This is a genomic window from Rhodothermales bacterium, from assembly GCA_017643395.1.
Classification (GTDB): domain Bacteria; phylum Bacteroidota; class Rhodothermia; order Rhodothermales; family UBA10348; genus JABDJZ01.
Genome location: JAEPNP010000006.1, coordinates 235571 through 245397 on the forward strand (window position 1 = coordinate 235571; position 9827 = coordinate 245397).

21 protein-coding genes are annotated in these 9827 nt (G+C 62.0%); all 21 read right to left on the bottom strand.

Annotation, left to right across the window (positions count from 1 at the left end; all coding sequences use genetic code 11):
• Positions 1–3: 3 nt before the first annotated feature.
• Positions 4–537, bottom strand: coding sequence for a 30S ribosomal protein S5 (gene rpsE / locus JJ896_17240; GenBank protein ID MBO6781406.1), 534 nt, complete (start codon positions 535–537; stop codon positions 4–6).
• A 12-nt stretch (positions 538–549) separates the two neighbouring features.
• The gene (rplR, locus tag JJ896_17245) at positions 550–897 is read right to left on the bottom strand and encodes a 50S ribosomal protein L18 (protein MBO6781407.1); all 348 of its coding nucleotides are present in this window, start codon (positions 895–897) and stop codon (positions 550–552) included.
• 54 nt (positions 898–951) lie between these two features.
• Positions 952–1506 (bottom strand): 50S ribosomal protein L6, encoded by a 555-nt coding sequence (gene rplF, locus JJ896_17250; protein MBO6781408.1) that lies wholly within the window; start codon positions 1504–1506, stop codon positions 952–954.
• Between the two features lie 46 nt (positions 1507–1552).
• Positions 1553–1954, bottom strand: coding sequence for a 30S ribosomal protein S8 (rpsH, locus tag JJ896_17255; GenBank protein ID MBO6781409.1), 402 nt, complete (start codon positions 1952–1954; stop codon positions 1553–1555).
• A 73-nt stretch (positions 1955–2027) separates the two neighbouring features.
• Positions 2028–2297: a 30S ribosomal protein S14 gene (gene rpsN, locus JJ896_17260; protein MBO6781410.1), complete on the bottom strand. Its 270-nt coding sequence runs from the start codon at positions 2295–2297 to the stop codon at positions 2028–2030.
• 23 nt (positions 2298–2320) lie between these two features.
• A complete protein-coding gene (rplE, locus tag JJ896_17265) occupies positions 2321–2893 on the bottom strand; it encodes a 50S ribosomal protein L5 (GenBank protein MBO6781411.1) in 573 nt (190 codons plus the stop codon).
• 47 nt (positions 2894–2940) lie between these two features.
• On the bottom strand, positions 2941–3297 hold the full coding sequence (rplX, locus tag JJ896_17270) for a 50S ribosomal protein L24 (protein MBO6781412.1): 357 nt from the start codon (positions 3295–3297) through the stop codon (positions 2941–2943).
• A gap of 11 nt (positions 3298–3308) precedes the next feature.
• Positions 3309–3677: a 50S ribosomal protein L14 gene (gene rplN / locus JJ896_17275; protein ID MBO6781413.1), complete on the bottom strand. Its 369-nt coding sequence runs from the start codon at positions 3675–3677 to the stop codon at positions 3309–3311.
• Positions 3678–3717: 40 nt separating this feature from the next.
• Entirely contained in the window at positions 3718–3984 is a 267-nt protein-coding gene (rpsQ, locus tag JJ896_17280; GenBank protein MBO6781414.1) for a 30S ribosomal protein S17, read from the bottom strand.
• 59 nt (positions 3985–4043) lie between these two features.
• Positions 4044–4238, bottom strand: a complete 195-nt coding sequence (gene rpmC / locus JJ896_17285; GenBank protein ID MBO6781415.1) for a 50S ribosomal protein L29 — start codon at positions 4236–4238, stop codon at positions 4044–4046.
• Between the two features lie 20 nt (positions 4239–4258).
• Complete coding sequence (rplP, locus tag JJ896_17290; GenBank protein MBO6781416.1) at positions 4259–4684, bottom strand: 50S ribosomal protein L16; 426 nt, start codon at positions 4682–4684, stop codon at positions 4259–4261.
• Between the two features lie 48 nt (positions 4685–4732).
• Positions 4733–5485 (bottom strand): 30S ribosomal protein S3, encoded by a 753-nt coding sequence (gene rpsC / locus JJ896_17295; GenBank protein ID MBO6781417.1) that lies wholly within the window; start codon positions 5483–5485, stop codon positions 4733–4735.
• Positions 5485–5856, bottom strand: coding sequence for a 50S ribosomal protein L22 (gene rplV, locus JJ896_17300; protein ID MBO6781418.1), 372 nt, complete (start codon positions 5854–5856; stop codon positions 5485–5487). The genes rpsC and rplV overlap by 1 nt, the downstream gene beginning before the upstream one ends.
• A gap of 2 nt (positions 5857–5858) precedes the next feature.
• Positions 5859–6140 (bottom strand): 30S ribosomal protein S19, encoded by a 282-nt coding sequence (rpsS, locus tag JJ896_17305; GenBank protein ID MBO6781419.1) that lies wholly within the window; start codon positions 6138–6140, stop codon positions 5859–5861.
• An 18-nt stretch (positions 6141–6158) separates the two neighbouring features.
• Entirely contained in the window at positions 6159–6989 is an 831-nt protein-coding gene (gene rplB, locus JJ896_17310) for a 50S ribosomal protein L2 (protein ID MBO6781420.1), read from the bottom strand.
• On the bottom strand, positions 6990–7289 hold the full coding sequence (gene rplW, locus JJ896_17315) for a 50S ribosomal protein L23 (protein ID MBO6781421.1): 300 nt from the start codon (positions 7287–7289) through the stop codon (positions 6990–6992).
• Positions 7286–7942 (bottom strand): 50S ribosomal protein L4, encoded by a 657-nt coding sequence (gene rplD, locus JJ896_17320; protein ID MBO6781422.1) that lies wholly within the window; start codon positions 7940–7942, stop codon positions 7286–7288. Before rplD ends, rplW begins: the two co-directional genes overlap by 4 nt.
• Before the next feature lie 29 nt (positions 7943–7971).
• Complete coding sequence (gene rplC / locus JJ896_17325; protein ID MBO6781423.1) at positions 7972–8598, bottom strand: 50S ribosomal protein L3; 627 nt, start codon at positions 8596–8598, stop codon at positions 7972–7974.
• Positions 8599–8722: 124 nt separating this feature from the next.
• Complete coding sequence (locus tag JJ896_17330; GenBank protein ID MBO6781424.1) at positions 8723–9181, bottom strand: hypothetical protein; 459 nt, start codon at positions 9179–9181, stop codon at positions 8723–8725.
• Between the two features lie 70 nt (positions 9182–9251).
• Positions 9252–9563, bottom strand: coding sequence for a 30S ribosomal protein S10 (gene rpsJ / locus JJ896_17335; protein ID MBO6781425.1), 312 nt, complete (start codon positions 9561–9563; stop codon positions 9252–9254).
• 135 nt (positions 9564–9698) lie between these two features.
• A partial coding sequence (gene tuf / locus JJ896_17340) for an elongation factor Tu (GenBank protein MBO6781426.1) occupies positions 9699–9827 on the bottom strand: 129 nt, incomplete at its 5' end.

Consider the following 9827-nt stretch of genomic DNA (forward strand, 5'->3'; position numbering starts at 1 on the left):
TCGTTATCCCTCAAATACGCGGCTGAGCGGCACGCCGCGTCGTTTGGCCACCGCACCCGGGTCCTGCAGGCGAGCCAGGGCGTCCTTGGTCGCGGCAACCTGGTTGTGCGGGTTGGAAGAGCCCATCGACTTGGACAGAATGTCCGTGTAGCCGGCGCACTCAAGCACCGCACGCACACCACCGCCGGCAATCACACCGGTACCGGGGGAAGCAGGCTTCAGGAGCACCTTGCCGGCATCCTTGCGACCCACAACCTCGTGTGGCACGGTGCCTTTGCTCATGGGCACCTTGATGACATTCTTTTTGGCGTCCTCAGTGCCCTTGGCGATGGCCGCGGCCACCTCATTGGCTTTGCCGAGGCCCGTGCCTACTACACCCTTGCCGTCTCCGACGACAACCACGGCGTTGAAGGAGAAGCGACGACCGCCCTTGACCACCTTCGCGACACGGTTGACCGAGACGAGGCGCTCGATCCACTCCTTCTGGGACTCTTCAGAGCGCTGCCCGCGCTGCTGGCGATTTCTTCCTTTGGCCATTGTTTCTGGTTTCTACAGTTTCAGGCCGCCTTCACGGGCTCCGTCTGCCACGGCGCGCACGCGTCCGTGATAACGGAAACCGTTGCGGTCAAAGACCACGGCTTCAATGCCTGCCTCGCGCGCACGCTCGGCGAGAAGTTTGCCGACACCCTTGCCGACGGAAACCGGCTCACCGGTGATCTCGTCGCTGACGCTGGAAGCGGATACAAGGGTGTGACCGGCCGCGTCATCAATGAGCTGCGCGTAAATGTGCCGGTTGGAACGGAATACGGAGAGACGCGGACGGGAAGGCGTGCCGGAGATCTTCCGACGAATCCCCCGCTTGACGCGCGTCCGTTTTTCGCTTTTGGATGTTGCCATGATGTGTTCTTCTGCCGAAAGAATCCGACGACACGCGCCGGCCCTTCAGTCCTTTTATCTGGCTGCGGTCTTGCCGGCCTTGCGACGCACATACTCGTCTGCGTAGCGCACACCCTTGCCCTTGTAGGGCTCCGGGGGACGCAGGCTGCGGATCTTCGCCGCCACCTGTCCTACGAGCTGTTTGTCGATGCCTTCGACCGTGATGAACGTGTTCTTGCCCCGCTTGGGGTCCACCGATAGGTCAATGCCTTCCGGCGGCACGAAGTAGATCGGGTGGGAAAAGCCCAGCGCCAGCTCCAGCACACCATTTTCGATGGCGGCACGGAAGCCGACACCGATCACCTCGAGCTCGCGCTTGTAGCCTTCGGATACACCGATGACCATGTTGTCGAGCAGGGAGCGGTAGAGGCCGTGCATGGCCCGGTGGCGCTTCTGATCCGTGGGGCGGGTCACCGTCAACTGGCCGTCCTCCAGGGAGACCGAGATGTCCGGGTCCACCTGCAGGCTCAGTTCGCCTTTGGGTCCCTTGACCTGTACAAAATTGTTGGAGCCGATCTGGATCTGGACGTTGTCTTTGACCTCAATCGGCAGCTTTCCGACGCGTGACATGGCTTCGCTAATTCAGAATGGTCGGATGAATGTCTCGGGGGCCTTCCTAAAAGACCTCGGCCAGCACTTCGCCGCCGATTCCGGCACGACGAGCTTCCTTGTCGGTCATCACACCCTGGGAGGTGGAGATGATCGCGATGCCGAGGCCGTTCCGGACGCGCGGCAGATCGGTCGAACCGACGTACTTGCGCAGACCGGGCTTAGACACCCGCTTCAGAAACTCGATGGCGGGGGTACCACCCTTCTGGTACTTCAGGTACACACGAAGGAGGCCCTGCTTGCCGTCATCGATGTTGATGAACTTGCGGATGTAGCCTTTGTCGGCCAGGATCTGGGTCATCGCCCGCTTCAGTTTCGAGGCGGGGATGTCGGTATAGGGATGGTTGGCCTGCGCCGCATTGCGGAGACGCGTCAGGTAGTCGCCAACCGGGTCCGAGATTGCACTCATCGTTTCGGGATGTTCAAATGATGTCAGTCAGTTCGCCGCTCGAGGCGACGCTTAACCACGCATCGGGTCCGCCTTACCAGCTGGACTTGCGCACGCCCGGGATAATTCCCGCGCGGGCCATGTCACGGAAGGCAATACGGCAGACTCCAAAATCGCGCAGGTAGCCGCGGGCGCGGCCGGTCAGGGCGCAGCGATTGCGCATGCGCACGGGGCTTGCGTCCCGGGGAAGCTTCTGAAGCTTCTCCCACTCACCGGCAGCTTTCAGCTTGGCGCGGCGCTCGGCGTACTTGGCCACCATGCGTGCGCGCTTGCGTTCGCGGGCTATCCAGCTCTTCTTAGCCATAGATCGTTGGGTTTATAGGGTGGTCAGACCGTGGCTTCCTGCTGACGGCGCACGAAGGGCATGCCGAGCTCCTTCAGGAGGGCGTGCGCTTCCTCGTCCGTCTTCGCCGTGGTCACGAAGGTGACGTCCAGACCAGAGATCTGGGCCACCTTGTCCACATCGATTTCCGGGAAGATGATCTGCTCCTTGACGCCAAGGGTGTAGTTGCCGCGGCCGTCGAACGACTTGTCGGGCACACCGCGGAAGTCACGCACACGCGGCAACGCGAGTGTGACCAGTCGGTCGAGAAACTCCCACATCCGGTCCCCTCTCAGCGTCGTGAGCGCGCCAACCGGCATGCCCTCACGAAGCTTGAAGTTGGAGACGCTCTTGCGGGCCCTGCGGACGACGGGCTGCTGGCCGGTCACCCGGCGCAGCTCCTCGACCGCATCGTCGATCATCTTCTTGTTCTGCACCGCGCCGCCAACGCCTTTGTTGACGCTGATCTTGACGAGGCGCGGGACCTGCATGACGTTGTCATAGCTGAACTGCTCGGTGAGCGCAGCAACGACTTCGTCGCGGTACTTGGTTTTCAGTCTTGGCGTGTAGCCTTCCATGACTCTTCCGTCATTCATGCCGAAGCCCCTGGCTTCCGGCGCATGCATTAGTTGTCGAGTTCCTCACCGGTGTTGGCGGCGTAGCGCACCCACCGTCCCTTACCCGAGTCCACGTCCTCGATGCGCTTGCGCCCGACACGCGTCGGATCGCCGTTGCCGTCAAGCGGCATCACGTTCGAGATGTGGATGGCGGCTTCCTGCTGGATGCGACCGCCCTGCGGGTACGTCTGGCTCGGGCGGGTGTGGCGAATTCGCATGTTCACACCCTCCACGATGACGCGCTCGTTCTCGGCGAACACGCGGAGGACCTTGCCCTCCTTGCCGCGGTCGTTGCCGGCGATCACGCGCACCATGTCGCCCTTGCGGACGTGGAGCTTCTTCTGCTTGTTGATCTTGCGTGCCATGACGATCTGGCCTAAAGCACCTCAGGTGCGAGTGAAACAATGCGCATGAACTGGCGCTCACGCAGTTCGCGGGCAACCGGACCGAAGATTCGGGTACCGCGGGGTTCGCCCTGGGCGTTGAGAAGCACGGCGGCGTTTTCGTCGAACCGGATGTAAGTGCCGTCTGCGCGGCGATACTCCTTCTTGGTCCGAACGACAACGGCCTTGGATACCTCGCCCTTCTTGACGTTGCCGCCCGGGATGGCGGACTTGACCGACACCACGATGGTGTCTCCGATCCGGGCGTAGCGCCGGCCACTGCCGCCGAGTACGCGGATGCAGAGGACCTCCTTCGCGCCGCTGTTGTCGGCTACTTTGAGTCTGGATTCCTGCTGGATCATGACGACCTGTTACTCTTTTTAGCTGCTGACTGGGCGTGGATTACTTGGCGCGCTCCACGACCTCTACCAGGCGCCAGCGCTTGTTCTTGCTCATGGGACGGGTCTCCATGATGCGGACGGTGTCGCCTTCGCCGGCGTCGTTGGTCTCATCATGGGCCATGAGCTTCGTCGTCTTCTTGACGAACTTGCCGTACATCGGGTGCTTCACCTGACGCTCGATCGCCACCAGGATGCTCTTGTCCATTTTGGACGAGACCACCAGGCCGACCCTCTCCTTTCGGGCGTTACGTGTGTTGTTCGCTTCCATAGGTTGCTGTGGCTTGGTGAGCCGTTGACCGTTTCCTCACCAACTACCGTGGGGTTCTGTTATTCGGCGGCGGACCGCTCGTTGAGAATGCCGCTCAGCCGCGCAATGAGGCGCCGCTTCTGGCGAATGACGATGGGATTGGGCAGCTCGGCAACCGCATGCTGGAACTTGAGATGGCTCAGCTGATCCTTCTCGTCCTTGATGCGCTGTGCGATTTCCTCGCTGGACATTTCCCGTACTTCAGATGCTTTCATGACGTCGATGACTGGCCTCGTCAGGCGGGATTGTAGTCAGGGCGGGTGACCTGCTTGGTCAGAATCGGCAACTTCTGCTGGGCGCGGCGCATGGCCTCGGAGGCCAGGTCCGCAGGCACGCCACCGCCGACCTCGAAGAGAATGCGACCCGGGCGCACGACAGCCACCCAGTATTCGGGGGCGCCCTTACCCTTACCCATCCGGGTCTCGGCCGGCTTCTTGGTGATCGGCTTGTCCGGGAAGATTCGGATCCACACCTTGCCTGAACGCTTCATGTGACGCGTCATGGCAATACGGGCGGCCTCGATCTGCCGGCTGGTGATGCGGCCGGGCTGCAGCGCCTTGATCCCGAAATCGCCGAAATCGACGCGGGTACCACGCTGGGCGTTGCCCTTGATTCTGCCCTTCTGAACTCTGCGTCGTTTGACGCGCTTTGGCATTAGCATGACAATTACCTGTCTTGTCGCCGGGCGCTGAGACCCGGCTGCCTGCGATTACTTTCTGTCGGTACGTGCTCCGGTAGCGCCGCGTCCACGACGCTGACGGCGACCACGACGACGCTCCGGCTCCATCTGCTGCATCTGCTGGCGCTGGGCCTGCACATTCGGGCTCAGGTCCGGCTTGCCGAGGATCTCACCGCGGTAGATCCAGCACTTGACGCCGGTCGTGCCGTAGATGGTGAATGCCGTGGCCTCTGCGTAGTCGATGTCCGCACGGATCGTGTGCAGCGGCACACGGCCCTCGAGGTACTGCTCGGTACGGCTCATCTCTGCGCCGCCCAGGCGACCGGACACCTTGATGCGGATTCCCTCGGCACCCATGCGCATGGCGGCGCCAAGCGCCTGCTTCATGGCCCGACGGAACGACACGCGACCTTCCAGCTGCTGCGCAATGTTCTGCGCCACCAGCGAGGCGTCCAGTTCCGGACGTTTGATCTCGTTGATGTTGATCTGGATGTCCTTCTTGGTCAGCTTGCGGATCTCCTCGCGCAGCTTCTCCACCTCGGCACCGCCACGACCGATGACTACACCGGGGCGAGACGTGTGCAGCGTGAGGATGACACGCTTCGGCGTGCGCTCGATCACCACACGGCTCAGGCCGGCGCGCTTCAGGCGGGCGTTGAGATAAGTGCGGATCTCATGATCCTCAACCAGCTTCTCGGGGAAGTCTTTCTGGGCGTACCAGTTGGAATTCCAACCGCGGATGACGCCGAGACGGAATCCTACGGGATGTGTTTTCTGACCCATTAGTTGTCCTCCAGGGTTTCGGCTTCTCCGGCAGCAGTGCCCACAACCACCGTCAGGTGGGCGGTACGCTTGAGAATCGGGTGAGCCCGACCACGGGACACCGGCCGAAACCGCTTGAAGCGCGGACCCTCGTCCACGCGAATCTCCTTAACCACCAGGTCCGCCTCGTCGAAACGCTCGTCCTGGTTGCGGTCCATCAGATTGTGGACTGCGGAAAGAATGGTCAGCTTGACCGTGCGGGTCACTTTCTGCGGGAGAAAGTTGAGCGCGTTCAGCGCCTCAGGCACGGTCTGGCCGCGCACCACGTTCACAACAGGCCGCATTTTCTTTGCGGAGCTGCGAATGTGCTTTCGTACTGCTCTGGCTTCCATGTCTAACGTCCGCGCTTGTCTTTCTTGGATCCGGCATGGCCGCGGAAGCTCCGCGTCGGTGCGAACTCACCCAGACGGTGACCGACCATGTTCTCGGTCACGTAAACGGGGATGAACTGACGACCGTTATGCACGGCGAAGGTGTGCCCGACGAAGTCCGGCGTGATCATGGAGGCACGGCTCCACGTCTTCACCACCTTCTTCTTCGAACCTGAGTTCAGCTCGTCCACCTTGCGCTGCAGCTTGTAGTGAACGAACGGGCCTTTCTTGAGCGATCGAGCCATTTGGATCTCGAGATTGTGCTACTTCCGCTTGGAGCGGCTGCGCACGATGTACTTGTTCGACTGCTTGTTCTTCTTGCGGGTCTTGAAGCCTTTGGCCATCACGCCGTGCTTCGACCGCGGGTGGCCACCGGAGGCCTTGCCCTCACCACCACCCATCGGGTGATCGACCGGGTTCATGGCCACGCCGCGCGTCTTGGGACGCACGCCCAGCCACCGCTTGCGACCGGCCTTGCCCAGATCAATGTTCATGTGATCCGGGTTCGACGTCGTGCCGATGGTCGCCATGCAGCCGACCGGCACACGACGGGTCTCACCACTCGGCAGGCGCAGAATCGCGTACTTGCCTTCCCGCGCGGTCAGCTGCGCGTAAGTACCGGCACTGCGGGCCAGCTGCGCACCCTTGCCGGGCTTCATTTCGATGGCATGCACGTACGAACCGACCGGAATGTTGGCCAGCGGCAGGCAGTTGCCCGGCTCCGGCGGCGCATCCGGACCGTTCTGCACGGTCATGTCCACCTTCAGCTGATCGGCCGCGATGACGTAGCGCTTCTCGCCATCTGCGTACACAAGCAGGGCGATGCGGGCCGAGCGGTTCGGATCGTACTCGATCGACGCAACGCGTGCAGGGATGCCCACCTTGTTGCGCTTGAAGTCGATCACGCGGTAGCGACGCTTGTGGCCGCCACCCTGGTGACGGACCGTGATGCGGCCGTTGTTGTTGCGCCCACCCTTCTTCTTCAGCGGCTTCAGCAGACTCTTCTCCGGCGTCGACTTCGTGATGGTGTCGAACGCGGAAACCGAGCGCTGGCGCTGTCCGGGCGTTACGGGCTTGAGGTTCTTGAGGGCCATTTAGATTTCCTCGAAGAAGTCAATCTGTTCGGAATCGGGAAGCAGGGTCACAAGGGCCTTCTTGTACGAGGCGGTCTTGCCCTGAATGCGGCCACGCCGCGTCATCTGGCTGCGACGTTTGCCGCGTACGACCATGGTGCGTACTTCCTTGATCTTGACACCCGGGTACCGGGACTCGAGCGCCTTCCGGATCTCCACCTTGTTCGCGTCCTTGCGGACCTCGAACGCGTAGTGCCCGGCTTCCATGAGTTCGGTCAGCTTCTCGGTGACGAGAGGCTTGATGAGGACGTCGCTGCTCATTCTGCGTTCGCCTTGTCTTTGGCCCCGGCGCCGAGCGCGCTCGACAGCTGCGAGAGGGCCGCTTCCTGAAGGATCACCACCTGGGCACCGATCACGTCTGCGGTCGATGCGGTACCGGCGGCACGCACCGTCACCTTTTTCAGGTTCCGGCCCGACTGGTAGACAGCCGGGTTGTGCGAGTCTGTGACCAGCAGTACCGAACGGCCGTCCGCCTCAAGTGCGCGGATGAGCTGCCGGAGCTGGCTGGTGCTGGGTCCTTCAAAGTTGAAATTCTCCACGACGCGGAGCGCTTCGGCCCGCGCCTTGTGGGAGTAGGCCGAGCGACGCGCCAACTGTCGGGTCTTCTTGTTGACCTTCAGGCGATACTCGTGCGGCTTGGGGCCGAACGTGGTACCACCACTCCGACGAAGCGGGCTCTTGGCGTCACCGGCGCGGGCGTGTCCCGTGCCTTTCTGACGGTAGAGCTTGCGGGTGGAGCCGGCGGTTTCGCTACGCTCCTTGGTCTTGTGGGTACCCTGACGGGCGTGTGCCTGAATGCGGCGCACATCCAGCCAGATGGCGTGATCGTTCGGGTCGATGCCGAAGATCTCCTGGTCGAGATCGGCCGTACGCCCGGTCTCGCTACCATCCAGCTTCAATACTTTGGTCTTCATGCTGCTCATCGCTGCAAACTGAACCGGGCTTACTTCTTGCGGATCTCGACCACCGAACCCTTGGGGCCGGGGACGGCGCCTTCGAGCAGGATCAGATTCTGGTCTCCCAGAACCCGAACCACACGAAGGTTCTTGACGGTGACGCGGCGGTTTCCGGTCTGGCCGGCCATACGCATGCCCTTGAACACGCGGGATGGATCGGAGCCGGCGCCGATGGCACCCGGCGCGCGCTGGCGGTTGTGCTGGCCGTGCGTGGCGTCGTTGACACCACTGAAGCCGTGGCGCTTTACCACGCCCTGAAAGCCCTTGCCCTTGGAGGTGCCGGCGACGTCGATGCGCTCGCCCTCCTCGAACAGGTCTTCCACGCGGACTTCGTCTCCGAGGGCTACCTCTTTCTCGAAGTCGCGCACTTCAAACAGCTTGCGTTTGGGACTGGTGGAGGCCGCCTCGAAATGGCCGCGGAGAGCCTTCGAGGTCCGCTTCTCCTTGCGTTCGCCCGCACCGAGCTGAACGGCGGAGTAGCCGTCCGTCTCGACCGTCTTGACCTGGGTCACGACGTTCGGGTTCGCTTCGATTACCGTGCAGACAAGCTGGTTGCCGGCGTCGTCAAAGACGCTGGTCATCCCAACCTTTCTGCCAATCATTCCTTTGCTCATGTCAGCGTGTGCTCATTGCAATCCCGGTCTGCCGGACGCCGTGCCTTGTCTCAGAGAAGACTCGGCGTCCGGCTGACCTGCCTTTCGGGCCATCCGCGGCGGATTGGTAAGCGCTAGGCCAGAACTACTGGCGGGTAATGGTGATGACGGCCGGAGCCACCAGCGACGTGCCGAAGAGCTGGTTCAGCAGCACGGCCGTCGTAGCGCCACCGGTCAGGGTGACCACGTTGTCGCTCGTGTAGGCGTACGTGAACGCCAGCGGGATGGCCTGGCCACCGAGGTTCGCGTTCAGCGTGAAGCTGTTCGTGTTCTCGTTGACCACGTACGTACCCGGAACCGTGAGAGGGTCGCCCTCGCGGGGAGTCACGTTCAGTACGAAGGAGTTGTCGGAGCTGTTGGTCAGCACCACGGAAGAGAACGCGGCACCAAACGCCTGCAGCTGGCTTCCGTCTGCGTCTTCAACGTTGGTCAGGGCCCAGACGCCGACAAAGGCCTCTGCGTCCGACGGATCGTCGTTGGAATCACAGCCTACGCCGACGACGGCGATCATCAGTGCGAAAAAGAGGGTGGAGAGCTTGCGCATTGTTTTGCTCGTTGGTTTTGGGCCCGCCTCAGGGAAGGGGCCGTTCAGGAAGCGGGAGGGATTGCCTGAGTCAGACCTTGATCTCGACGTCGACGCCACTGGGAAGCTCAAGCTTCATGAGGGCGTCCACCGTCTTGCTCGAAGTCGACAGGATGTCGATGAGCCGTTTGTGTGAGCGCGTTTCGAACTGCTCACGGCTCTTCTTGTCCACGTGCGGACTGCGAAGCACGGTATAGATCGACTTGCGGGTCGGAAGCGGGATCGGCCCACTAACCACGGCGCCGGTCGACTTGACCGTCTTTATGATTTTCTCAGAGCTCTTGTCGATCAGCGTGTGATCGTAAGACTTGAGCTTGATGCGGATTTTCTGACTCGCTGCCATTGTTCAGTAGTGCGATTTCGAGTTCAGATTTGTTCAGGGTAAGGCGGGCAAGGCGAGGGACCGGAGGCGTGCCGAGGCACGTCGAGGATCCCGAGTCCGCAGCCCAACGCAGCCCTGGGCAAATCTGGGCCGAAATCAGTCGAGGATTTTCGATACAACGCCGGCGCCGACGGTACGGCCGCCCTCGCGGATGGCGAAGCGCAGGCCCTGCTCCATGGCAACAGGCACAATCAGCTTCACCTTGAACTGCGTGTTGTCGCCCGG

Bases quoted from the DNA above. Each gene is read 5' to 3' on its own strand.
- rpsC (MBO6781417.1), bottom strand. From the start codon at position 5,485: ATGGGTCAGAAAACACATCCCGTAGGATTCCGTCTCGGCGTCATCCGC.
- rplF (MBO6781408.1), bottom strand. From the start codon at position 1,506: ATGTCACGCGTCGGAAAGCTGCCGATTGAGGTCAAAGACAACGTCCAG.
- rpsH (MBO6781409.1), bottom strand. From the start codon at position 1,954: ATGAGTGCAATCTCGGACCCGGTTGGCGACTACCTGACGCGTCTCCGC.
- rplE (MBO6781411.1), bottom strand. From the start codon at position 2,893: ATGGAAGGCTACACGCCAAGACTGAAAACCAAGTACCGCGACGAAGTC.
- rpsN (MBO6781410.1), bottom strand. From the start codon at position 2,297: ATGGCTAAGAAGAGCTGGATAGCCCGCGAACGCAAGCGCGCACGCATG.
- JJ896_17330 (MBO6781424.1), bottom strand. From the start codon at position 9,181: ATGCGCAAGCTCTCCACCCTCTTTTTCGCACTGATGATCGCCGTCGTC.
- rplV (MBO6781418.1), bottom strand. From the start codon at position 5,856: ATGGAAGCCAGAGCAGTACGAAAGCACATTCGCAGCTCCGCAAAGAAA.
- rplD (MBO6781422.1), bottom strand. From the start codon at position 7,942: ATGAAGACCAAAGTATTGAAGCTGGATGGTAGCGAGACCGGGCGTACG.
- rplX (MBO6781412.1), bottom strand. From the start codon at position 3,297: ATGGCACGCAAGATCAACAAGCAGAAGAAGCTCCACGTCCGCAAGGGC.
- rplN (MBO6781413.1), bottom strand. From the start codon at position 3,677: ATGATCCAGCAGGAATCCAGACTCAAAGTAGCCGACAACAGCGGCGCG.
- rpsJ (MBO6781425.1), bottom strand. From the start codon at position 9,563: ATGGCAGCGAGTCAGAAAATCCGCATCAAGCTCAAGTCTTACGATCAC.
- rplB (MBO6781420.1), bottom strand. From the start codon at position 6,989: ATGGCCCTCAAGAACCTCAAGCCCGTAACGCCCGGACAGCGCCAGCGC.
- rpsQ (MBO6781414.1), bottom strand. From the start codon at position 3,984: ATGGAAGCGAACAACACACGTAACGCCCGAAAGGAGAGGGTCGGCCTG.
- rplR (MBO6781407.1), bottom strand. From the start codon at position 897: ATGGCAACATCCAAAAGCGAAAAACGGACGCGCGTCAAGCGGGGGATT.
- rplW (MBO6781421.1), bottom strand. From the start codon at position 7,289: ATGAGCAGCGACGTCCTCATCAAGCCTCTCGTCACCGAGAAGCTGACC.
- rpmC (MBO6781415.1), bottom strand. From the start codon at position 4,238: ATGAAAGCATCTGAAGTACGGGAAATGTCCAGCGAGGAAATCGCACAG.
- rpsE (MBO6781406.1), bottom strand. From the start codon at position 537: ATGGCCAAAGGAAGAAATCGCCAGCAGCGCGGGCAGCGCTCTGAAGAG.
- rpsS (MBO6781419.1), bottom strand. From the start codon at position 6,140: ATGGCTCGATCGCTCAAGAAAGGCCCGTTCGTTCACTACAAGCTGCAG.
- rplP (MBO6781416.1), bottom strand. From the start codon at position 4,684: ATGCTAATGCCAAAGCGCGTCAAACGACGCAGAGTTCAGAAGGGCAGA.
- rplC (MBO6781423.1), bottom strand. From the start codon at position 8,598: ATGAGCAAAGGAATGATTGGCAGAAAGGTTGGGATGACCAGCGTCTTT.